This is a genomic window from Polymorphospora sp. NPDC050346, assembly GCF_040655695.1.
GTDB lineage: Bacteria > Actinomycetota > Actinomycetes > Mycobacteriales > Micromonosporaceae > Polymorphospora > Polymorphospora lycopeni.
Genome location: NZ_JBFAKM010000023.1, coordinates 1 through 22,411, shown reverse-complemented (window position 1 = coordinate 22,411; position 22,411 = coordinate 1). Strand labels below are relative to the sequence as shown.

The 22,411-nt window shown below is 71.8% G+C and carries 19 protein-coding genes and 2 pseudogenes; 8 read left to right on the top strand and 13 right to left on the bottom strand.

What is annotated here, in order from left to right:
* The first annotated feature begins 1 nt into the window (after position 1).
* A complete protein-coding gene (locus AB0I42_RS22760) occupies positions 2–3,301 on the top strand; it encodes a discoidin domain-containing protein (RefSeq protein ID WP_357539729.1) in 3,300 nt (1,099 codons plus the stop codon).
* Positions 3,302–3,374: 73 nt separating this feature from the next.
* Positions 3,375–4,391, top strand: a complete 1,017-nt coding sequence (locus AB0I42_RS22755; RefSeq protein WP_357539727.1) for a LacI family DNA-binding transcriptional regulator — start codon at positions 3,375–3,377, stop codon at positions 4,389–4,391.
* A 10-nt stretch (positions 4,392–4,401) separates the two neighbouring features.
* Here the strand turns inward: AB0I42_RS22755 and AB0I42_RS22750 are convergent, their stop codons facing one another.
* The 3 genes from AB0I42_RS22750 to AB0I42_RS22740 all read right to left on the bottom strand — a co-directional run bounded on the left by AB0I42_RS22750 (position 4,402) and on the right by AB0I42_RS22740 (position 8,188).
* Positions 4,402–5,121, bottom strand: coding sequence for an aspartate/glutamate racemase family protein (locus tag AB0I42_RS22750; protein ID WP_357539725.1), 720 nt, complete (start codon positions 5,119–5,121; stop codon positions 4,402–4,404).
* A gap of 168 nt (positions 5,122–5,289) precedes the next feature.
* Positions 5,290–6,843, bottom strand: coding sequence for an aminotransferase class I/II-fold pyridoxal phosphate-dependent enzyme (locus AB0I42_RS22745; protein WP_357539723.1), 1,554 nt, complete (start codon positions 6,841–6,843; stop codon positions 5,290–5,292).
* A gap of 16 nt (positions 6,844–6,859) precedes the next feature.
* Positions 6,860–8,188 (bottom strand): NAD(P)/FAD-dependent oxidoreductase, encoded by a 1,329-nt coding sequence (locus tag AB0I42_RS22740; protein ID WP_357539914.1) that lies wholly within the window; start codon positions 8,186–8,188, stop codon positions 6,860–6,862.
* Positions 8,189–8,428: 240 nt separating this feature from the next.
* Between AB0I42_RS22740 and AB0I42_RS22735 the strand changes: the two are divergent.
* The 3 genes and pseudogenes from AB0I42_RS22735 to AB0I42_RS22725 form a co-directional block, all read left to right on the top strand.
* Positions 8,429–8,728: pseudogene (locus AB0I42_RS22735) on the top strand (ATP-binding protein); the annotation flags it as partial.
* Entirely contained in the window at positions 8,652–9,137 is a 486-nt protein-coding gene (locus AB0I42_RS22730; RefSeq protein WP_357539912.1) for a helix-turn-helix transcriptional regulator, read from the top strand. The pseudogene AB0I42_RS22735 and the gene AB0I42_RS22730, both read left to right, overlap by 77 nt.
* A gap of 49 nt (positions 9,138–9,186) precedes the next feature.
* Positions 9,187–10,371 (top strand): AI-2E family transporter, encoded by a 1,185-nt coding sequence (locus tag AB0I42_RS22725; RefSeq protein WP_357539721.1) that lies wholly within the window; start codon positions 9,187–9,189, stop codon positions 10,369–10,371.
* Between the two features lie 19 nt (positions 10,372–10,390).
* Here AB0I42_RS22725 and AB0I42_RS22720 read toward each other — a convergent pair whose 3' ends face one another.
* The 9 genes from AB0I42_RS22720 to AB0I42_RS22680 form a co-directional block, all read right to left on the bottom strand.
* A complete protein-coding gene (locus AB0I42_RS22720; protein ID WP_357539719.1) occupies positions 10,391–12,373 on the bottom strand; it encodes an ABC transporter ATP-binding protein in 1,983 nt (660 codons plus the stop codon).
* Positions 12,361–13,821, bottom strand: coding sequence for an FAD-binding oxidoreductase (locus tag AB0I42_RS22715; RefSeq protein WP_357539717.1), 1,461 nt, complete (start codon positions 13,819–13,821; stop codon positions 12,361–12,363). Before AB0I42_RS22715 ends, AB0I42_RS22720 begins: the two co-directional genes overlap by 13 nt.
* The gene (locus AB0I42_RS22710) at positions 13,818–16,697 is read right to left on the bottom strand and encodes a type 2 lanthipeptide synthetase LanM family protein (protein ID WP_357539715.1); all 2,880 of its coding nucleotides are present in this window, start codon (positions 16,695–16,697) and stop codon (positions 13,818–13,820) included. The genes AB0I42_RS22715 and AB0I42_RS22710 overlap by 4 nt, the downstream gene beginning before the upstream one ends.
* A 4-nt stretch (positions 16,698–16,701) precedes the next feature.
* Positions 16,702–16,917 (bottom strand): DUF6229 family protein, encoded by a 216-nt coding sequence (locus AB0I42_RS22705; protein ID WP_357519580.1) that lies wholly within the window; start codon positions 16,915–16,917, stop codon positions 16,702–16,704.
* Positions 16,918–17,174: 257 nt separating this feature from the next.
* Positions 17,175–17,399 carry a DUF6229 family protein gene (locus AB0I42_RS22700; protein WP_212819810.1) on the bottom strand — a complete coding sequence of 75 codons (225 nt, stop codon included), beginning with the start codon at positions 17,397–17,399 and terminating at the stop codon, positions 17,175–17,177.
* A gap of 228 nt (positions 17,400–17,627) precedes the next feature.
* Positions 17,628–17,816, bottom strand: a complete 189-nt coding sequence (locus AB0I42_RS22695) for a DUF6229 family protein (RefSeq protein ID WP_357539713.1) — start codon at positions 17,814–17,816, stop codon at positions 17,628–17,630.
* A 92-nt stretch (positions 17,817–17,908) separates the two neighbouring features.
* Entirely contained in the window at positions 17,909–18,391 is a 483-nt protein-coding gene (locus AB0I42_RS22690; RefSeq protein ID WP_357539711.1) for a DUF6229 family protein, read from the bottom strand.
* Positions 18,346–18,576, bottom strand: coding sequence for a DUF6229 family protein (locus tag AB0I42_RS22685; protein WP_357539709.1), 231 nt, complete (start codon positions 18,574–18,576; stop codon positions 18,346–18,348). Before AB0I42_RS22685 ends, AB0I42_RS22690 begins: the two co-directional genes overlap by 46 nt.
* 91 nt (positions 18,577–18,667) lie before the next feature.
* Entirely contained in the window at positions 18,668–18,808 is a 141-nt protein-coding gene (locus tag AB0I42_RS22680; RefSeq protein WP_357539707.1) for a hypothetical protein, read from the bottom strand.
* Positions 18,809–19,043: 235 nt separating this feature from the next.
* Here AB0I42_RS22680 and AB0I42_RS22675 point away from each other — a divergent pair, with 235 nt between their 5' ends.
* Both AB0I42_RS22675 and AB0I42_RS22670 read left to right on the top strand, forming a co-directional pair.
* On the top strand, positions 19,044–19,376 hold the full coding sequence (locus AB0I42_RS22675; protein WP_212828896.1) for a PadR family transcriptional regulator: 333 nt from the start codon (positions 19,044–19,046) through the stop codon (positions 19,374–19,376).
* Positions 19,373–20,383, top strand: coding sequence for a hypothetical protein (locus tag AB0I42_RS22670; RefSeq protein ID WP_357539705.1), 1,011 nt, complete (start codon positions 19,373–19,375; stop codon positions 20,381–20,383). Before AB0I42_RS22675 ends, AB0I42_RS22670 begins: the two co-directional genes overlap by 4 nt.
* A gap of 3 nt (positions 20,384–20,386) precedes the next feature.
* Here AB0I42_RS22670 and AB0I42_RS22665 read toward each other — a convergent pair whose 3' ends face one another.
* Positions 20,387–20,935 carry a DUF418 domain-containing protein gene (locus tag AB0I42_RS22665; protein WP_357539703.1) on the bottom strand — a complete coding sequence of 183 codons (549 nt, stop codon included), beginning with the start codon at positions 20,933–20,935 and terminating at the stop codon, positions 20,387–20,389.
* A 77-nt stretch (positions 20,936–21,012) separates the two neighbouring features.
* On the opposite strand from AB0I42_RS22665, the pseudogene AB0I42_RS22660 reads away from it, so the two are divergent.
* Positions 21,013–22,185 (top strand): annotated as a pseudogene (locus tag AB0I42_RS22660) (IS701 family transposase).
* Positions 22,186–22,411 lie beyond the last annotated feature (226 nt).

Below are 22,411 nucleotides of genomic sequence, written 5' to 3'. Positions count from 1 at the left end.
CATGCCATCCACAGTGGACTCCGTACGGAGGCCGTTGGCACTGGCGCTGGCCGCCGTACTCACCACCGGCGCCCTGACCGTCCCCACCGCGACCGCCGCCCAGGCGGCCCAGACAATCGGCTATCCCACCTTCTCCGGCCCGGCGATCCCCGCCCCGCCGGTCGGCTACAACACCGGCAACACCATGCAGGCGATCTACGACGCCGAGAGCGCCGGCACCGACTTCTGGATGGACCGGCTGCTCGCCCGGCCCGGCAACGACCCCGCCGGCACGTGGCTGATGACCCGCGGCCGCGGCCTGTACATGTACACCCACAACCCCGGCGTCATCGGCTTCGGCGGCAACACCGCCTACTGGGACAACATCAGCAGCCAGAACGCGTACGCCGTCACCGTCACCCCCGGCACCTTCGCCGAGCAGGTCAGCGGGCGGTGGCAGTCGCCGAGCCACTGGAAGGGCGTCTACACCAGCGGCTCGGTCCGGGTCGACATGACCAAGTTCATCACCCACAACAACGTCGCCGTCACCAACCTGTCGATCCGCAACAACGGCACCGGATCGACCACCCTGCAACTGCGCGCCACCTCGCCGTACGCCACCACCGGCAGCGGCAGCGAGCTGACCGGCAGCCGGCAGGTGAAGAACAACCTGACCACCATCCGGCCCCGGCTGTCCGGCGACGGGTTCACGGTCAGCAGCGGCGGGCTCAACCGGTCGGTCACCGTCGGCGCGGGCCAGACCGTCACCACCAAGGTCGTCATGGGCTTCGTCACCGACGAGATCCCGCAGTCGCTGACCGAGTACAACGCCTACCGCGGCTACGCCCCGGACGCCGCGTTCGCCACCCACGTCCGCGACTACAACCGCTGGTGGGCGGAGAACGTCCCGTACATCGACGTGCCCGACGCGGCCATCAAGAAGAACATCTACTACCGCTGGTGGCTGATGCGCTACAACTACCTCGACGTCGACATCCCCGGGCAGGACTTCCAGTTCCCGGTGTCGATCGAGGGCGTCACCGGCTACAACAACGCCATCGCGCTGACCCAGCCGATGCACATCGACGACCTGAAATACCTGCGCAACCCGGTCTACTCGTACGGCCCCTGGCTGTCGGTCGGGCAGACCTCGCGCGGCGGCCGGTTCATGGACAACCCCGGCGACCCGGAGAACTGGTCGAACTCCTACACCCAGTACATCTCCGAGGCGGCCTGGCGCAGCTACCAGATCCACGGCGGCCAGCCGGCCATCGCCGGCAACCTGGCCCGCTACGCCGAGGGCGACGCCAAGGGCCAACTGTCCTACTACGACACCAACAACAACGGCGTCATCGAGTACGACTGGGGCGCCCTGACCGGCAACGACGCCGACGCGGTCTCCTTCGACTGGCGGGCCGGCCGGCTCGACCGGGCCGAGACCGCGTACGTCTGGAGCGGGGCGGTCGCCGCCCAGCAGGCGTACGCCCTGCTCGGCAACACCGCCAAGGCGGCCGAGATGCAGACCCTGGCCGACCGCATCCGCAACGGCGTCATCAACACGCTGTGGAACCCGTCGCGGCAACTGCTGGAGCACAAGCACGTCGCCACCAACGCGCACGTGCCGTGGAAGGAAATCAACAACTACTACCCGTACTCGGTGGGGCTGATGCCGAACACCGCGCAGTACCGCGAGGCGCTGCGGCTGTTCGCCGACCCGGCCGAATACCCGGTGTTCCCGTTCTACACCGCCAACCAGCGCGACAAGGCCGCCGCCGCCGCGGCCGGCTTCCCCGGCAGCAACAACTTCTCCACCATCAACTCCACCGTGCAGTTCCGGCTCTACTCGTCGGTGCTGCGCAACTACCCCAACCAGTGGATGTCGGCCGAGGACTACAAGAAGCTGCTCTACTGGAACGCCTGGGCGCAGTACGTCGGCGGCAACACCCAGTGGCCGGACGCCAACGAGTTCTGGGCCAACTGGAACGCCGGCACCCGCAACATCGACTACCGCTCCTGGATCCACCACAACATCCTGGGCAGCAGCAACTGGACCGTCATCGAGGACGTCGCCGGCCTGCGGCCGCGCACCGACGCCCAGATCGAGCTGTCCCCGATCAACATCAACTGGTCGCACTTCGCGGTGAACAACCTGCGCTACCGCAACATGGACCTGAGCATCGTCTGGGACGACCCGGCCGACGGCGTCACCCGCTACAGCGGCGTGCCGCAGGGCTACTCGGTCTACCTCAACGGCACCCGCGCCTTCACCGTCGACCGGATCACCCGGGTGCTCTACAACCCGGCGACCGGCACGGTCAGCCTGCCGGCCGGCGGCGGCACCACCTACAGCACCGCCGTACCCGGCCTCCAGGCGCCGCAGAACGTGGTCCAGAACAGCGCCCGGATGGTCGACATGTTCGCCAAGGCCGGCGCCGACCTGACCTCGACGACCCCGAACCTGGCCCAGGGCGCCACGGTCTCCGCGTCGTACACCGCCTCGGGCACCTCGACCGGCGCGGCGGTCGACGGGTTCCCGATCAACGAACCGATCTGGGGCAGCTACGGCTCGCCGAACACCACCGACTGGTACGAGGTGTCGTTCGGCCAGTCCCGCACCGTCGACGACGTGTGGCTCCACTTCCGCAACGACCGGGCCACCAACCGCTACCGGGCGCCCACGTCGTACAACGTCCAGTACTGGAACGGCAGCACCTTCGTCAACGCCGCCGCCCAGGTCAAGACGCCCGGCAGTCCGCAGGCCAACCACAACCGGGTACGGTTCACCGCCGTGAACACCACCCGGCTGCGGGTGCAGTTCACCCACGCGTCCGGCTACAAGACCGGACTCACCGAGGTGAAGGTCTTCAACCGGGGCGGTGGCGGCCCGGACCCCGGCCCGGCCAACCTCGCCGGCACCGCGACCCCGTCGGCGTCGTACACCTCGCCGTGGGAGAGCGTCGCCGCCCTCAACGACGGCATCGACCCACCGAACTCCAACGACACCGTCAACCCGCGCTGGGGCACCTGGCCCAACACGGGCCAGCAGTGGGCCGACCTGACCTGGGGATCGGCGCAGACGCTCCGGTCGGCGCAGGTCTACTTCTTCGACGACAACGGCGGCGTACGGCTGCCGGCCTCGTGGCGGTTGCAGTACTGGACCGGCAGCGGGTACGCCGACGTACCCGGCGCCAGCGGCTACCCGACCGCCGCCAACGCCTACAACGTGGTGACGTTCCCGGCGCTGTCCACCACCCGGCTGCGGGTGCTGCTGGAGAGCGGAGCCGGATCGGTCGGCCTGCTGGAGGTGAAGGCGTACGGCTGACCGCCGGCCGTGGGTGGGCGAACCGTGCCCACCCACGGCCGATTTCCATCGCACGACGAACCGAGGAGAACAGATGGTGTCGACACCCGGCCGGGCCGTCGTCATACACGACGTCGCGCGCCTGGCGGGCGTGTCCCACCAGACCGTCTCCCGGGTGCTCAACGAACACCCGCACGTGCGCGCCGAAACCCGCGAGCGGGTCCTGCGCGCGGTCGAGCAACTGAACTACCGGCCGAACCCGCTGGCCCGCGGGCTGGCCGGCCGCCGGCCCCGCACCCTCGGCGTGGTCAGTTTCGACACGCTGCTCTACGGCCCGGCGGCGACCCTGCTCGGGATCGAGCGGGCCGCCCGCGCCGCCGGGTACGGCGTCAACATCGTCACCCTCGAACAGCTCGACCACGCCGGCGTGGTGACCGCCCTGGACGTGCTGGCCGAGCAGTCGGTCGCCGGGGTCGTCGTCATCGCCCCGCAGGTCGCCGCCGCGGCCGCCCTGCACAGCCTGCCCAGGGGCGTGCCGGCGGTGGCCGTCGAGTCTGCGGTCGGGTCGGAGATCCAGGCGATCTCCGTCGACCAGGTCGCCGGCGCCCGGCTGGCCGTACGGCACCTGCTCGACCTCGGGCACGAGACCGTCTGGCACGTCGGCGGGCCCGGCGACTGGCTGGAGGCACGCGACCGCGCCGACGGCTGGCGGTCGGCGCTGGAGGAGGCCGGGCGCCCGGTCCCGCCGGTCGTCGCCGGGGACTGGAGCGCCCGCAGCGGCTACCGGGCCGCCCGACTCGTCGACGGCACCGGCGCCACCGCGGTCTTCTGCGCCAACGACCAGACCGCGCTCGGCCTGCTGCGCGGCCTGCACGAGCGCGGCGTGCGCGTCCCCGAGGACGTCAGCGTCGTCGGCTTCGACGACATCCCCGAGGCCGAGTACATGTTCCCGCCCCTGACGACCGTACGGCAGGATTTCGACGAGGTCGGCCGGCGCTGCCTGGCCGCCCTGCTCGACCTGATCGAGGCCGGGCCGACGGCCGGCCCGGCCGTCGGGTCGCGGGTGGCGCCGATCCTGGTCACCCGGCGCAGCACTGCCGGCCCGCCCTGACCGGTCCGCCCTACGGCAGCTCGGGGCGCCGGACCGGACCCGGTCCCGTCGCGCGGTCGACCGCCGCCTCGCAGTGCAGCCGCGTGGTCGGGAACACCGGTACGGCGCTGTCGCTCTGGTCGACCAGCAGTTCGATCTCGGTGCATCCGTAGATGACACCCTGGGCGCCCTCGTCAACGAGCTTCCCGATGATCTCCCGGTAGGCGGCGCGGGACTCGGGCCGGACCACGCCCAGGCACAGTTCGTCGTAGATGGTGTCGCTGACGATCTTCTGGTCGGCGGCCGAGGGCACGACGACGCGGAGCCCGTGCGCGGCCAGCCGGTCCCGGTAGAACGCCTGCTCCATCGTGAACCGGGTGCCGAGCAGCCCGACCGTCCGGATGTGCCGCCCCTTCACCGCCGCCGCGGTGGTGTCCCCGAGGTGCAGCAGCGGAATCGTGACCGACCGCTGGATCTGGTCGGCGACCCGGTGCATCGTGTTGGTGCACAGGACGATGAAGTCGGCGCCGCCGTCCTCCAGCGCCCGGGCGGCCGACGCCAGGACGGTGCCGGCGTCGTCCCACCGCCCCTCGGCCTGCATCGCCTCGATGGCCGCGAAGTCGACCGAGTAGACGAGGCAGCGGGCGGAGTGCAGGCCGCCGCGGCGTTGCCGGACCAGGTCGTTGAGGATCCGGTAGTACTCCATGGTCGATTGCCAGCTCATGCCGCCAAGCAGACCGATCAGCTGCATTCCAGGCCCTCCCGCGCCAGGAGTGGGTCCGGTGCCCCACAGTCGTCCCGGGCCACCGCGGTGGTGCCGAGGAGACGACATTACGTGCCGGAGCGGCCGCCACCAACGCGGACGGAGGTCGTTCCGGCGCCCGCGGGGGTTGCCTGACCACCGCGGGCGCCGGCGGGCCTAGCTCGGCGCGCTGCCGAACGCGCTCGACAGGTAGGCCCGGGAGTCCGCGATCGCACCCTCGATGATCCGGGCCGCCTCGCGGGCCTCCTCCGGGCGGTGGCTGGCCTGCACCTGCAGCCGGAAGCGCGACGACCCGGTCGGCGTGACCGGGAACTCCACCATGAACGCCAGTACGCCCCGGTCGAACAGCAGCCGGTTGGCGGTGCGGGCCAGCTTCTCGTTGCCGATCAGCAGCGGCACGATCGGCGACGGCTCGCCCATGCAGGTCAGCCCGCGGGTGGTCAGCTCGTCGCGCAGCGCGTCGATGGCGGTGAAGAGCTGGGCCCGCAGCGCGTCCCCCTCCGGCGACCGCACGATCCTCGTCGCCTCGAGCACGACGGCGGTCTGCACCGGCGACAGGGCGTTGGAGAAGAAGTGCGAGCCGCCGAACATCTTGATGTACTGCTTCAGGGCCGGTGACCTCGACGCCACGAACCCGCCGTTGGAGCAGAACGTCTTCGAGAAGGCCCCCATGACGATGTCGACCTCGCCGAGCAGGTTCTGCAGCCCGAGCACGCCGGTGCCGCCGGGACCCATCGCGCCGAGGTCGTGCGCCACGTCGACCAGCAGGGTCGCGTCGTACTCCCGGCAGACCCGTTGCAGCGTGACCAGGTCCGGCCAGTCGGCGTCGACCGAGAACAGGCCGTCGGTGACGACGAGGATGCCGTTGCGGGTGTCCCGGGCGCGGATCTCGACCAGGTGCCGGCGCACCGCCTCGACGTTGAGGTGCTCGTAACGCACCACGTTGCGGGTCGCGGCGCGGGCCCCCTGCTGCAGGCAGGAGTGGGCCAGCCGGTCGATCAGGATGTGGTCCTCCTGGCGCACCAGGCCGACGACCGCGCCGAAGCCCGCCGCCCAGCCGGTCGGGAACAGCGTCACGTGCTCCAGCCCGACGAGGTCACCGAGGGCGGCCTCCAGTTCGTTGGAGATGTGCGTGTTGCCGAGCACCATCGGCGAGCCGGCACTGTGCGGCCCGTAGTCGTGCAGCGCCTGTTCCGCCGCGGCGCGGATCGCCGGGTGGGTGTTGAACGACAGGTAGTCCTGCGAGTTGAAGTTGATCCCCCGGGTGCGCCGGCCGAGGTCGTTGGTGATCTGGGCGGTGCTGTTCGGCGCCGCCTCCAGCACCCGCGAGTACTGCCACGTCTCGGTCCGCCGGCGGGCCTCCACCCAGCCGTAGAAGTCCTCGGTACGGGTCAGCAGGTTCCGCCCGGCCGGCCGGTAGAAGTCGTACGCGTTCTTGTCCAGCGCGTACTCCTCGTCGGGGTCGACGGGGTTGCGCAGGTGCGCCGGCTCCCACATCTCCTCCAGGTCGGCGATGACCCGGGCCAGTTCGTCGTCGGCGCCGTCGAGGAGCGGGAACTCGTCCCAGGGGATGTGACCCGCCCAGTTGCGGGTCATCTCGGACACCTCGGCGGCGGTGTCGGCCATGGCCGAGACGTCGCCGCGCCGGGCCGCCCCGAGGATGATCTCGATCAGCTCGCCGTCTTCTCGTTGGTGCAGTTGCGTGGTCACGGTACGTCTCCCGGGGTCAGGCGAAGAGGTTCTGCTGGTACGACCGCGACGTCGCGGCGAAGTCGTCGAAGATCGCGTGGCCGGCCGAGGACTCCTTGGCGGCGTCGTTGAGCAGGAACAGGTTCGACGCCTGGAAGAACTCCGAGACCGGCGCGACGTCGCCGTGCGTGGCGATGAACCGGTCGGTCTCCTGCTGGTTGCCGCGCAGCGCGACGAACAGTTGCAACTCGTCGTGCCGGTACGGCCGCATCTCCGCCAGCGTGCACACGTAGTCGTAGTAGGCGGCCGCGTTCTGGCTGCGCCGGCGGCTCTCGTAGCCCGCCATCGCCTCGTCGACCGGCACCTCGCCCCGCAGCCACCTGCCCAGGGCGGCGGCGACCAGCTCCGCGTCCCGGAACGCGTGCGTCATCCCGATCGCGGTGCACTGGTCCTTGAAGCACTCGGCGTCGCCGACGAGCACCCAGCCGGGCCCGTGCAGCGGCCGCAGGAAGCCGGCCTGGTCCAGCGTGCCGTAGATCCGCTCCTCCCGGGTCCCCTCGGTGCGGACCACCTCGCCGACCTCGGGGGCGACGAAGTCCAGCGCCCGCTGGAAGTTGCCGGCCACGTCGCGCCGGAACTCCCGCGACCACTCGCTCGGCCCCCACACCAGGACCATGTTCTGCTCGAAGTTCGTCGGCACCACCGCGCTCGCGAGCCGGCCGCGCCGGTGCAGCTGGGCCGGGCCGAGATCGAAGCCGGAGAAGTAGCTCCAGTACGCGAACGTGCACTTCGGACGCTCGTCGTACTTGGGCAGGTCGAGGGTGCGGGCCACGAACGAGTTCCGCCCGTCGGCGCCGATCACGATCCGGGCCCGTTCCTCGACCGTCTCGCCGTCGGCCGTACGGCCCCGGATGCCGACGACCCGGTCGCCGTCGCGGATCAGCTCGCGTACGGCGAAGCCGGTGCGTACCTCGGCGCCGGCCTTGGCGGCCGCCTCGACGAGGATCTGGTCGAGCACCCGGCGCCGGATCGAGGCGTAGCTCTGCACCACGCCCGTGTCGTCGCCGTGCAGGTCCCGGAAGTATTCCCGCAGCAGCTCCACCGGCACCGAGCCGGTCAGCGGGATACCGTCGTTGACCACCTTGATCGTGGTCTGCGCCGGGGTGACCGCGAGCACCTGGTCGAGGACCCCCCACCGGTTCAGGTACGACATCCCGTGCGGCCAGAGGAAGTGCGTCGAGATGACGTCGCTGGGGAACGTCGACCGGTCGACCACCAGCACGCGGTGTCCCTGCCGGGCGAGCAGCATCGCCGTGGAGGCGCCCGAGCAGCGGGCACCGATCACTATCGCGTCGTACATCCGTATCGGTCCTTCGTCGGCGGGGGTGCGGGCATGTCGTGCTGCCCGGGGGACGGCCGCGAGGAGCATAGCCCAGATCCACTGTGGAGCCAGTAAACGTCCGTTGTGGATCAATAACGGTGTGGGCACGGTGCCCGGACGAAGCCGGTCCCGACGCATTCGTCCGGGTCGGCGACGGCGGCCACGGTCACATCACCGACTCTTCGGGGAAGTCCCCGGCACCGGCCCGCCGCGGATACTGGCCGGGTGCTGATCGGACGGCGGGACGAGCGGGAACGGATCACCGCGCTGCTGGACCAGGCCCGTGGCGGGCGGAGCCGGGCCCTGGTGCTGCGCGGCGAGGCGGGCATCGGCAAGACCGAACTGCTGAGATACGCCGCCACCCGCGCCGACGGCATGACCGTCGTCTCGGCCGCCGGCATCGAGGCCGAGGCCGAGCGCCCGGCCCAGCCCGCACTGGGGTGCCGCCCTGTCGGCCCGCTGCGCCGGTCTGCTCGCCGACGACGACGGCTACGAGGCGGAGTTCCGGCGGGCGCTGGCGCTGCACGAGACGCTGCCGGACGCGTACGCGCTGGCCCGGACCCGACTCAGCTTCGGCGAGCGGCTGCGTCGCGGCGGCCGCAAGCTGGCGGCCCGGGAGCAGCTCCGGCGGGCCCACGAGATCTTCGACCGGCTGGAGGCCGGGCCGTGGGCCGAACGGGCCCGGCGCGAGCTGCGCGCCACCGGCGAGAAGATCCGGCGGGCGACGGCCGGGGCCGGCGACCAGCTCACCCCCCAGGAACTCCAGATCGCCCAGCAGGTGGCCGAGGGGCGCACCAACAAGGGGGTCGCCGCCGCGCTGTTCCTCAGCCCGAAGACGATCGAGTTCCACCTCGGCCGGGTGTTCCGCAAACTCGACATCGGCTCGCGTGCCGAGCTGATCCGCCGGGTGGCGGCCGACGCGACGCCCGGCTGAGGGGCGCCGGCTGGTGGGACCGCTACCCGCACCTGTTTAGGGTGTTCCCATGTCCGCCCCGCTGAGTTCCGCGAAGACCCAGGCCGCGCTGCGCGCGTCCGCACGGATCTCGCTGCAGATGTTGCTGGTCCTCCTGATGACGGGGGTGACCCTGTGGATCATGGCCCGGGCGTGGTCGGTGATCTGGCCGGTCGTCGTCGCCCTGCTCCTCACGACGCTGACCTGGCCCCTGGCCCGCTTCCTGCGCCGGCACGGCTGGCGGCCCGCCCTGGCGGCGTCGGCCGTGACGGTGCTCTTCCTCCTGGTCGCGGCCGGGACCGTGGTGCTGATCGTGGTGCCGGTGGCGTCGCAGTCCGCCGAACTGGTCGACGGGGTGGTCGCCGGCATCCAGCAGGTGCGTGAGTGGGCCGCCGGCCCGCCGCTTAACATCGGCGACGACCAGGTCACCCAGGCTTTCGACACCGCCATCGCCAGTGTCCAGGACAGCGTCGGCAGCATCATCACCGTCACCCTCACCGGCGTCGGCACCGTCGTCAACGGCGTGGTCACCACCGTGCTGGCGATCTTCCTCATGTTCTTCTTCCTCAAGGACGGCCCACGGTTCCTGCCGTGGCTGACCCGGCAGCTGCCCGGCCGGCTCGCCCTCGACGTTCCGGTGGTGGCCGCCCGGAGCTGGGACACCCTGGGCGCGTTCGTACGTTCCCAGGCGATCGTCGGGCTGCTGGACGCCGTGTTCATCGGCCTCGGCCTGTGGATCCTCGGCGTGCCGCTGGTGCTTCCGCTGGCGGTGCTGACCTTCGTCTCGGCGTTCGTGCCGATCGTCGGCGCCCTGTTCGCCGGGTTCGTCGCGGTGCTCGTCACGCTGGTGTCGAACGGTCCGACGGACGCGCTGATCGTGCTGGCCATCATCATCGTGGTCCAGCAGCTCGAGGGGAACGTGTTCCAGCCGATCCTGCAGAGCCGTGGGCTCGGCCTGCACGCGGCGGTGGTCCTGCTGGCGGTGACCCTCGGGGGCAGCCTGGCGGGCATCGTCGGAAGCCTGCTCGCCGTGCCGGTCGCCGCGCTGATCGCGGTGCTGTGGAACTACGTGCGGGAGCAGCTCGCCGACCCGTCGCCGGAGGCGGCCGACACCGCGCCGGAGAGCACCCCGCCCGACCCGGACGACACCGCCCCGGAGACCGGCCGGGCCGCACCGGAGACCGGGAAGGGCCTGCCGGCGGGGGAGACGGTCTGACCGGCCCGACCCGGCCCGGTCAGGGCCGGTGCTCGGCGGGTGCCGCCGGACCGTCCTGCGGCAGGTATCCGCTGGCCTGCAGCTCGAACAGTTCGCGGTAGAGCCCGTCGCGTCCGACCAGTTCGTCGTGGCTGCCCTGCTGCACGATCCGGCCGCGGCGCATCACGTAGATGCGGTCGGCGTGCCGGACGTTGGCCAGCCGGTGGGTGATCAACACGATCGTCCGCTCCGGATGCCGGCGCAGGTGCTGGAAGAGCGCGTGCTCGGCGCGCGCGTCGAGGGCGGCCGACGGCTCGTCGCAGATCAGCAGCCGGGCGTCGCGGTAGAGGCCGCGGGCGGCGACCAGCCGCTGCCACTGCCCGCCGGACAGGTCCTGACCGTTCTTGAACTCGCGGTCGAGCAGGGTGTCGTAGCCGTACGGCAGGTCGACGATCATGTCGTGTGCCGCCGTCGCCCGGGCGGCCGCCTCGACCGTCGGCCCGGGCTGGTCCGGGCGGCGGTCGTGCCGGCCGACGGTGATGTTCTGGGTGACGGTGAACGGGAACTTCCACCAGTCCTGGCTCAGGACGGCGACCTGCGAGCCGAGGCCGTGCCGGTCGAGCAGGGCGGTGTCGGTGCCGTCCCAGCGGATGACACCGCCGCTCGGCCGGTACAGCCCGGCGACGAGTTTCGCCAGGGTGGTCTTGCCGGAGCCGTTCTCGCCGACCAGCGCGACCACCTCGCCGCGGCGCAGGGTCAGGCTGACCCGGTCGACGGCGGGGGTGTCGGTCGCCGGGTAGTTCAGGCTCACCTCGTCGAGTTCGATGGTCTCGAAGGGCGGGACCGGCCGGCTGCCGGTCGCGCGGGTGTGCCGCCGCGCCCGGTCCAGGAAGTCGCGGAAGTCCTGGTAGTAGAGCGCGTCCTCGTACAGCGAGTTGGTCGAGGCCACGGCGGTACGCAGGCTGGCGAGCGCGGATTGCAGGGCGATCAGCGCGGTCGCGGCGGCGGCGAGGGCGATCACGTCGCCGAGGAGGAGCCCGGCGAGTACGGCGTACACGGCGAACAGCGCGACGCCGGAGACGACGGCGCCGCCCAGCCGGGTGGTGGTCTGCGACCGTACGAGGCGCATCTCCGCCGCGCTCTCGATCGCCATGATCCGCCGGTACTCGCCGAGCAGGAAGTCGCGCATCTGGTAGACGCGGACCTCGGCGGCGGTGTTCCGGTTGGCCATCAGGGTGGCGAGCATCCACATGCGACGGCGGTGGGTGATCCGGGCCAGCATGTTCAGGTAGGTCCGGCGGGCGATCCGGACCGCGGTGACCGCCCCGGGGACGGCGGCGAGCAGCAGGCACGGCAGCAGCACCGGGTGGATGACCGTCACCGCGGCGGCGGTGGCCAGCACCCCGACGACACCGGTGACCAGGTTGACCGAGTCGTCGACGACGGCGGCGGCCTCGGCCATTCCCCGGTCGCGGGCCCGGTCCATCTCCTCGGCGAATCCGGCGTCGTCGAAGGCCGCGAGTTCGACCGCGGTGGTGGCCGCGAACAGCCGCGACTCCACCTCGTAGTTGATCTGCGGCCGCAGCCGGCCCTGGGCCCAGCCGGCGGCGATCGTCATGCCGCCGCGGGCCATCACCGCCAGCGCCGCCAAGACCAGCGCGGGTGCCGCCGCCCGTACCCGGTCCGGGGTGGGGCCGGACGCGAAGAGTTCCCGCAGCACGTTGCTGGTGGCCAGCAGCCCGAACGTGGTCATCACGCCGGCGGTGACGTTCAGGCCGATCGACGCCACCGTGTCCCGCCGGCTGGTCGCCCAGGCCAGGGCGAGCGCTTCGCGCAGCAGGTGCGGCAGCCGCCGGGCCACCGCCCAGAAGCTGGTGTGGGCGAGCTTGGTCGTCTGCCGCAGCCAGGCCAGGTCCGCCAGTTCGGGCAGCGGCGTGCCGTCGGCCGGACCGTCCGGCGACGACCCGGCCGCGGGTTTCGCGTGGTCGTCGTCGCGGCCCGTCTTGTGGATCACCGCGGCCACGTGGCCTCCCGGGGTGTCTCGACCGGCGGTGGCCCGCCGGCCGGCGGTACGGACTGGGCGGACCGGAACAGGTCCGTCGGGTCGTATCTCGCCTTCACCTCGGCGAGACGGCCGAGGTTGCCGCCGTGGTAGGCCGTCGCCCAGCCGGCCAGGTCGGGGTCGGGGTAGTTGGGGTAGACCCCGCCGGAACCCCACGGCCGTACCGTGGACCACGAGCCGGTGACCCAGTCGTGCACCGCCCGCCGGGCCGGGTCGTCGGCGTCCGGACCCACGTCGGCGTTGTGTTCGAGCAGGAACAGCGCCTCCCGGTGCGGGAACGCGGTCGCGTCCGCCGGCACCCGCCGGTAGGCGCCCCGCCAGGGCACGAACTCCAGTTCCCGGTACTGGCCGGCCACCCGGTCGGCGGCGAGCCGGTCGAGCAGGCGCTCGATCGCCGTCCGGGGCAGCGGGGTGTCGAAGAACTCCGACCGCACCACCCGCCGGCCGGGCCGCTGGCCGGGCGCGAGCGGTGGCGGCCCCGCGTACGGCATGCCGGCGTACCAGTCGTGGACCGTCGCCTCCCGGCCGGTCAGGGCGGTCACCGTACGGCGGAGCGGGGCCGCCCCGATCCGGTCCTCGAACGGGCGCAGTACGGCTTCGGCCCGCTCCGGACCGCCGAGCACCACGCCGAACAGCACCGTGAGCGGCGCCAACCCCGGCAGCCCGCCGGCGGCCACGACCAGTTCGGCGTTGACCGTGTCGTCGGCGACCGGCGCCCACCGCTGCCAGTTCTCGACCAGCGTCGCCGCGTGCTCGAAGGTCCAGGTCAGCGCGAACATCGTGGCGGCCGGGGCGGAGCGGGTCCGCAGCACCAGCGAGGTCACCGCACCGAACTGGCCGCCGCCGGCGCCGCGCAGCGCCCAGAACAGGTCCGGGTGCCGGTCGGCGTCGGCGCGCACCGTACGCCCGTCGGCGAGGACGACGTCGGCGGCGACGACGTGGTCGCAGGTCAGGCCGTACCGGCGGGAGAACGGGCCGAAGCCGCCGCCGAGGGCGGCGCCGACGATCCCGACGGTCGGGCACCAGCCGGCCGGCACCAGCCGCCCGGTGGCGGCGAGCTGGCCGGCGAGGTCGCCGATCCGGGTGCCCGGCCCGACCGTCACGGTGTCGCCGGACACCTCGACCGTGTCCATCCCGCCGAGGTCGACGAGTAGGCCGTCGGTGCTGCTGCGGTCGGCGAAACTGTGCCCGCCGCCGCGCAGCGCGAACGGCATGCCGTGGTCGCGGGCGAAGGCGACGGCCCGTACGACGTCCCGGCGCGACGCGCAGCGCAGCACCGCCCGGGGCACCTTCTCGACCAGGCCACGGATCGCCGGCCGGCGGGCGGCGTCGTGCCCGGGCGTACCGGGGAGCAGGAGCGTGCCGTCCAGGCCGGCGGCCAGCCGGTCCAGGGCGATCGGCCGGCTCAACGCACCGGCCGGGGGAGCGGGGGGTCGGGCAGCAGCAGCGACGGCAGGGTGGTCTCGGGGTGCATCCGCAGCAACTGGTAGGCGATCCCGCCGGCACCGGCCAGCAATCCGGGCCGGAACATGCCGTTGTTCATCGCCCAGCGTGGGCCGTGCTGCTCCAGGCTGCTCAGCACGTAGCCGTCCACGACCTGACGGGTCACCCCGGCCGGCGCCACCCCGGCGGCGATGGCGTGATCCAGCACCTCCCAGCTGCCGAGGTCGCCGTGGCACAGGGTGTGCGTGACGCCCATGCCGGCGGACCAGGCCGACGCCGCCGCCCGTTCGAGCATCCCGTGCCAGTACGGGTCGCCGGTGCCGAGGTCGGCGGCGACCACGCCCATGCCGTCGCAGCCGTAGCACCAGTTCGCGGCGACACCGGCCGGCTTGCGCGGGTCGCGCCAGCCACCCTCGCCGGGCAGGAAGAGCGCTTCCTGGTACGCGAACGCGGCCTCGGCCAGCTTGCCGAACCGGGCGTCGTCGGTGGCGGTGCCGAGCCGGGCGAGTGCCCAGCCGATGCCGGCCGAGCCGTGCGCGAAGCCGCCGATGCCGTCGGGGGAGCGCGGCCCGGCCCAGCGGGCCCCGTTCTCCCCGGTCCGGGCCGACGTCACCAGCCGGTCGCCGATCCCGATCGCCTCGCCGCGCCACCGCTCGTCGCCGGTCGCCTCGGCCAGCCGGAGCAGCGGCACCACGGCTCCGGCCATCCCGATCAGCAGGTCGGCGAACTCGTCCGCGGCCACCGACTCGGGCAGGTAACCGGCGATGTCGACGGCCCGGCGCAGGGCCTCGTCCGGCTCGACGGCACCGGACCGGGCCAGCAGCAGCCAGCTCCAGATCCGCGACCCGTGGCCGACGTAGCCACCGGCCGGGTCGGGGCGGGCGGTCGGGTGTTCCCGCCGCTCGGCGACGACCCGGTCGTCCATCGTGCGCAGCGTGTGCAGGGTCCGGTCGAGCAGGTCGGCGCTCCCGGCCACCGGCTCGGCCCGGCCGCCGGCCACCTCGCTCTGGTGGGCGGCGAGCAACACGGCCACTCCGGGCAGGCCGCCGTAGATGTCCAGGGCGAGCGGCTGGATCGCGATCCCGGTCGGGCCGAGCGTCGGCGATATCCAGGCCACGGTGCCGTCCGGTGCCGATATGGCCCGGTCGATCACCGTCCGGACGATCGTCGCGGCCAGGGTACGGCGGCGCCGGTCGAGCGCGTTGCCCACCGGCGCGGACGGGCGCAGGTGGGCGACGTCCGGGGCGTCGACCTCGTCGCGGTAGGCGCTGACGACCGCGCACTCGATCACCTCCCGGTCCAGGGCGGCGTCCAGGTCGCGCCATCGGACCAGGGCCGATCCGACGAGGTCGCCGACCTCGTCGGTGGCGGTCCCGCCCGGTCCGGTCACCTGCCCCGCCCCGGCGACCACGCCGAAGAACGGCACGTCGCCGACGAGCAGGTCGCCGATCTCCGCCTGGATCGTCTCCGGTGCGGCCGGTGCGCCGGGACTGTTGGCGGCGTGGCCGGCCAGCAGGTCGGCGGCCCGACGGCGGGCCGCCGGCTCGTCGTGCAGCGCCGACGGGTGCCAGAGCATGGCACCCAACTCGCCGTAGACGATGGTGTCCCGTACCACGATCCTGATCGGACAGTCGGCGAAACCGCTGAGCAGCGGGGCCAGCCGGCCATGGCGGTCCAGGTCGGTGAGGCGGTGGTTCAGTTCGTCGAACCCGTCGACGACGGCGCGCCAGTGCTCGCGCAGTCTCGGCTCCGGGCCGGGGTGGTTCAACGCCTGCGGCCGGTTGATCCGGGCGGTGCCGATCCGGGCCCGGTCCGTGCCGGCGTCCACGATGACCGGCACCTCGACCTCGGGCTGTTCGTCGGGCAGGGCGCCGGCCGCCGACATGTCGGCGCCCCGGAAGCCCAGCGCGACGCCCCGGCCGGGCAGCAGCCCGGTACGCAGGACGGAGGTGCGCAACAGTTCTATGGCCTGGTCCATCGCCTGCCCGTGTCCGGAGGGCCGGGCCGGCGACCGGGGCGTGAACAGGGTCTCGCAGTCCACCACGACCGGCACGGGTCCGGCGGCGATCAGGTTCTCCGCGTGCAGGTCGCTCGCGCCGAACAGCCGGGTCACCGCCAGCCAGTGGCCCAGGCCCCGGTAGAAGGCTCGGAACTCGCCGTCGTCGGCGCAGTACCGGTGTTCGACGTGGGCGGCCCAGCCGTAACCGTCGCGGAGCACGATCTCGGGCACCCGGATCCGGGTCCCGTCGGGTTCGTCGGGCAGCACCGCACGCAGGAAGCCGGCCAGCACCGCGTCGACCGCCAGCGACCGGGGCTTGTAGACCACCCGGGCGGTCGGGAGCCCGATCAGGGCGACCGTCTGGCCGCCGTTGTGGCTGTCGCCGGCGCCGAGGGCGGCGTCGGTCAGTTCCGGCTCGGAGCCGGTGAGTCGCCCGATGGCAGCCCGGTCGGCGACGAACCGCCGGGCGAGCGTCAACCCGGCCCGGCACTGGTCGTCGACCAGGGTGCCCAGCCGGGGCAGGAGCGTGGGGTAGCGGCCGGCCAGGACGTCGCGGAAGGACGGTTCGCAGGCCAGTTCGATCCACTCGTCCCACCGGCCGGCCGGGTCCGGGGCGGTGAGCCGTCCGGTGAGCCGGGCGGCGTGCAGTTCGAGCAGCAGCGCCCGGCCGACCCGGCCCAGCACCCGCTCGTGGAGCACGCCGGCGACGACCTGGTGCAGGATGTCGCGCTCGTGCGCTCCGAGCGCACGGATGCCGGCCAGGTCGTCGGCGAGCCCGGTCAGTGCGGGACCGACGAGGCGGGCGACGACCCGGTCGAGGCCGGGGGCCGGGGCTGCCTTCACGGGGTCAGTAGCATTCGATCGGGTACGACCCGGTGCACGGGCCGCATCCGGTGTGCGTGGTGATCCCGCCGCCACCGCCGGTGGCGGTGATGTCGTATTCGGCGTATTTGCCGCTGTTGAACAGTGGTCCGGCCGGGTTCTCCCAGCCGTCGACCGGTGCGGTTCCGGTCAGCCAGCTTTCGATGATCTCGTCTGCCCGTTCGGGTGCCAAGGTGGACATCCGGCGACTCCCTTCGCATTGATCGGGAAATGAATGTTGCAAATGTAGCCTCTTGGTGACATTTGCAAATGTCAATGACTTGGGGTGTTGGTTTCGGTATCGCGCCATACGGCATACTGTCGGCCTATCCGGTCGACCCGGCCGGGCGACGTGCCGTTACGCGGCGTCCGTCGCCGGCCGGGGGCGGACGCCGGTGCGGTGCGGGTCGCTTCGGGGCGGCGAATGATCCGGTCGCGGTGTTGGTCGGATCTTCGGGATCAGTAGCAGTGGATCGGCATGCCGTTGCAGATCGATCCACTGCACCAGCCGCAACCGGTGACCGAGTTGCTGCCGCCGCTGCCGGTGGCGGTGATGTCGGCTTCGGCGTACTTTCCGCCGAGGAACAGCGGTCCGGCGGGGTTTTCCCACCCGTCCACCGGTTCGGTTCCCGTCAGCCAGCTTTCGATGATCTCGTCGGCGCGCTCTGGAGCCAAGGTCGACATTGGCCGACTCCCTTCGGGTGGGTCATGGAGGAATTGTTACGGCTGTAGCGTGGAGATCGCATTCGTCAATGTCAACATCTTGGGGTGCCGGTTTCGGCATTGCGCCACACGAGATATTGCAGACCTGTCCGGTCGGTCCCGGGTGATAGGGCACAGGTCCACCGGGGCCCGACGTCGGGACTGGCCGTCAGTGGCAGTGGATCTGGATGCCGTTGCGGAGCGAGCAGGTCACCAGGTGATGCCGTCGATGACGCCGCTGACGGTGCCGGCGGTGGTGGTGGCGGTGATGTCGGACTCGACGTACCTGCCGCCGAGGAACAAGGGTCCGGCGGGGCTGTGCCAGCCGTCGACCAGTTCGGTTCCGGTCAGCCAGCTTTTGATGATCTCGTCCGCGCGTTCCGGCGCCAAGGTCGACATTGGTCGACTCCCTCCGGTCGGATCAGATGGGAATTGCAGTGGGTGCGGATCGTGTGGTCCTGTCGGGAGCGACAGGCTGCGCGGTGCGGTGGTCAGCGGCAGTGGACCTGGAAGCCGTTGCAGATCGAGCCGGTGCACCAGCCGCAGCCGGTGATGCCGTCGGTGGCGCCGCCGCCGCTGCCGGTGGCGGTGATGTCGGCTTCGGCGTACTTCCCACCGAGAAACAGTGGTCCGGCCGGGTTGTCCCAGCCGTCGACGGGATCGGTTCCGGTCAGCCAGCTTTTGATGATCTCGTCTGCGCGCTCCGGCGCCAAGGTCGACATTGGTCGACTCCCTTCAGTCGGGGTGACGAGGTGAATTGCTGCAATTGCAGCGTGTGGATTACATTCGCCGCTGTCAACATGGCCGACTGTCAGCTTCGGTATCGCGCCACACGAGATATTGCCGGCCTGTTCGTCGGTTCGGGCGCGGCGCGGTTCTTCCCCGCCACGGGCCCGGGACGGGCCCGCGGCGAGACTTCGATCGCCGGTCAGGCGCAGAGGATCCGCCTGCCGTTGCAGATCGATCCGCTGCACCAGGCGCAGCCGGTGACGGAGATGCTACCGGTCCCGCCGCCGCCGGTGGCGGTGATGTCGGCTTCGGCGTAGATCCCGCCGAGGAACAGTGGTCCGGCGGGGTTGTCCCAGCCGTCGACCAGTTCGGTTCCGGTCAGCCAGCTTTTGATGATCTCGTCTGCGCGTTCTGGCGCCAGGGTCGACATTGGTCGACTCCCTTCGGTCGGATCGGATGGGAACTGCGGTGGGTGCGGATCGTGTGGTCCTGTCGGGAGCGCGGGCCGCGCGGTGCGGTGGTCAGCGGCAGTGGACCTGGAAGCCGTTGCGGATCGAGCCGGTGCACCAGCCGCAGCCGGGGATGCCGTCGGTGGCACCGCCGCCGCCGCTGCTGCCGGTGGCGGTGATGTCGGCTTCGGCTGCCTTCCTTGGTTGAATCACATAGGAATTGCAGCGTGCGGATTACATTCGTAACTGTCAACGCCTGAGGGTGCCGGTTCAGGTATCGCGCCACACGAGATATTGCCGCCCGATTCGGTCGCTCCCGGGGTGAGGCCGGCTTCCCGCATCCGCCGCGCGCCCGGCCGGGCGGGCACGGCGGACGGACGCGGGCCCTGATCCGGCTTCCCAAGATATCCTGTCTGCCATTATATTGTGGCTCGTGGCAGACAAGGCGATGACGGAGCAGGCGTTCTTCATCCTCACGGCGCTGGTCGGCGAACCACGACACGGTTACGGCATCGTGAGCGAGGTCGCTGACCTCTCCGACCGGCGGGTCGACCTGCGGGTCGGCACCCTCTACGGCGTACTCGGGCGGCTCGTCGACGACGGGCTCGTCGAGCTGGACCGCGAAGAGCCCCACCAGGGGCGGCTGCGGCGCTACTACCGGATCACCGAGCAGGGGCGCGACGCGCTGGCCGCCGAAGCCGCCCGGCAGGCGGCGAACGCGCGTACCGCCACCCGCCGGCTCCGGGCACACCGGCCGGCGGGCGCGGGCGGTGCGGCATGACCAGCCTGCTCGAAGAGCGCTACCGGCGGCTGCTGTGCCTGCTGCCCGCCTCCTACCGGCGGAAATGGGAGGAGGACATGGTCGCGACCTTCATGGAAGGCGCGTACGCGAGCGACCCCGGCGATCCCGAGGGCGTTGAGCTGGGCCGGCCCGGCGGCGCCGAGATCGCCAGCGTCGCGGCGCTCGCGCTGCGGCTGCGACTCGGCGGGGCGGATGCCGCGCCCCGCTCCTTCACCCTCGGCGAGGCCGTCCGTCGGGTCGCGCTCGTCGGCCTGCTCGCGCACGCCGTCGGCGCGCTGGTCGGTGCCGCCCTCGTCGTGTGGACCGCCTACCGGCTGCCCGGGCTCCCCGCCGACGCCGTGCCGGACGCGTACGCCGGCCGCTGGCAGGCCCTGCGGGGACTCACCGGCCTGCTGTGGATCCCGGCCTACCTGGCACTGGTGCACGGGCAACACCGCGCCGCCCGGGTGCTGGCGCTGGTCGCGCTCGCCCCGGTGCTGATCGGCACGGTGGTGGACGTGTCCGCCGACGGCGGCGCCTTCGCCCTGTCCCGGTCGTACTGGCTGCTCTTCGACGCGCTCCCGGTGCTGGCACTGGCCGCGTTCCACGGCGGCGCGGCCCCGGTCCGGTCCCGGCCGTGGCTCGTCGCGCTGCCCGTCGGCGCGGTCGCGGCCCTCGCCGTGCTGCTGGGCTGGCCGACCGGCGGCCGCGAGGCGCTGGTCGACTGGCCCGGGCTGTGGTGCGCCGGCGTGTTCGTCGCGGCCGTCGTCCATGTTGTCCGCCGGCCGGCCGCGCCGCACCGGGCTCTCGCCCTCGCGGTGCTCGCCGTGGCCGTGCTCGGACTGCGCGTGGTGACCCTGGTGGACCAGATGACCTTCGCGGCCGTCACCCCGGACCGGCCCACGCTGGTGACCGTGCACGCCGTCGAGGCGGCCGCGATGCTGGTCGTCGCGGTGCTCTTCCTGACCGTCTCCCGCCGCGCGCTGCGGCGGCTCGCACCGGCCTGACCGTCACGGCGTTCCGGCCGGCTCGGGGCGCGCGGGTGCCGGCTCCGCACCGCGCGGGTGCCGGTCCGGCACCCGGCGGATCGGCACCCGGCTCCACCAGGTCAGGCAGCGCCACACCCATTCCAGCGGACCGTACCGGAAGCGGTTCAGCCACAGTGGACTGAGCGCCGCCTGCGCCACCGCGATCGCCACGCCGAGCAGCACCACCGTGCCGTACCGGGTGTGGGCTCCCACGTCGAGCAGTGCGTCACCGGCGACGATCAGCACCGACGCGAGGACGTAGTTGGTCAGGGCCATCCGGCCCATCGGCGCGAAGACCCGGTCGAGCGGGGCCCGCAGCGGCGTACGCAGCAGCAGGAACCCGGTCACGAACAGGAAGGCGAAGACGAGGCCCGCCGGCAGCGACCGGTAGTGGGCGGTCGGCCCGACCCCGGCCCGGTACTGCACCACCGCCGCCAGCACCGCGACCGGCACCGTCACCGCGAACGCGACCGCGAGCTGCCGGCCCCGCCGCTCCAACGTGTCCGGAACTCCGTAACGGGTGACGGCCATGCCGAGCAGGAACAGGCCGGGGATGACTGCTAGTACTACAACAGCGCTTCGTTGTGTAGGTTGTTGCGGTGTCTGATGTGGTCACTCGTGCTGATCTTGATGTGTGGGTTGCTGGTCTGGATGCCTTGTTCGCGCGGGTGGCTGGCCGGTTCGGTCGGGCAGAGCCTCGGCGGCAGGCGCGAGCGTACTTGACGGGGTTGCTGGCGCCGGTGGAGCGCAAGAACGGCTGGCAGTTGGCCGAAGCTGCAGGTGATGTAACACCGGACCGGATGCAGCGACTGCTGAACAAGGCATGCTGGGACCCGGACGAGGTGCGTGATGACCTGCGCGCCTACGTTGCCGAGCATCTCGGACACACCGATGGAGTGCTGATCGTGGACGAGACGGGCTTCGTCAAGAAGGGGGTGCGCTCGGCAGGGGTGCAGCGGCAGTACTCCGGCACGGCCGGGCGGGTGGAGAACTGTCAGCTCGGCGTGTTCCTGGCCTACGCGAGCCCGATCGGGCGGGCATTGGTCGATCGGGAGTTGTATCTGCCGAAGTCCTGGACCACCGATCGTCAGCGCTGCGATCAGGCCGGCGTCCCGACGGCAGTGGGGTTCGCGACGAAGCCGCAGTTGGCGCAGGCCATGCTGGCCAGGGCCTTGGACGCCGGACTCCCGGCCCGGTGGATCACGGCGGACGAGGCCTACGGCCAGGACTCGAAGTTCCGCACGTTCTGCGAGCAGCGCCGCGTCGGCTACGTGGTGGCCGTTCCCCGCAATCAGCAGGTCGGGCTGGGTGTCGGCACCGCCCGCGTCGACACCCTGGCCGGATAAGCCCCCGACGAAGCGTGGAAACGGCTCTCGGCCGGGGCCGGAGCCAAAGGGCCACGGCTGTACGACTGGGCCATGGCCGGCCTGCCCGACTTCAACGACACCGGCAGCAGTCGATGGGTCCTGATCCGACGCGGCATCACCGACCCCACAGAACTGGCGTTCTACCTGTGCGCTGGCCCCACCGGCACCAGCATCACCACCCTCGTCCGCATCGCAGGCACCCGCTGGGCGATCGAAGAGTGCTTTCAACAGGCCAAGACCGAAACCGGCCTCGACCACTACCAGGTCCGCCGTTACCCGCCCTGGTACCGGCACATCACCCTGGCCATGCTCGCCCACGCCTACCTCGCCGTGACCGCGGCAGGCGACCCAAAAGCAGCCGCGACCTGGTCCCCCTCAGCCCAGGCGAGATCCGCCGTCTCCTGGCACACCTGATCATCGGCGTCACCCGGTCCTTCGACCGCATCGCCGCCTGGTCACAGCTGCGCCGCCGCTACCAAGCCCGCGCCAAACAAGCCCACTACCAACGAAGACAGAGGCAACACAACGAAGCGCTGTTGTAGTACTAGTAGTGCTTTGTTAGGTTGGGACGAGTTGGTGGCAGAGAGGGCAGAATCCGAGCCAGGTCGCGAGTAGGTACTGCAGTTCGCGGAGGATGGAG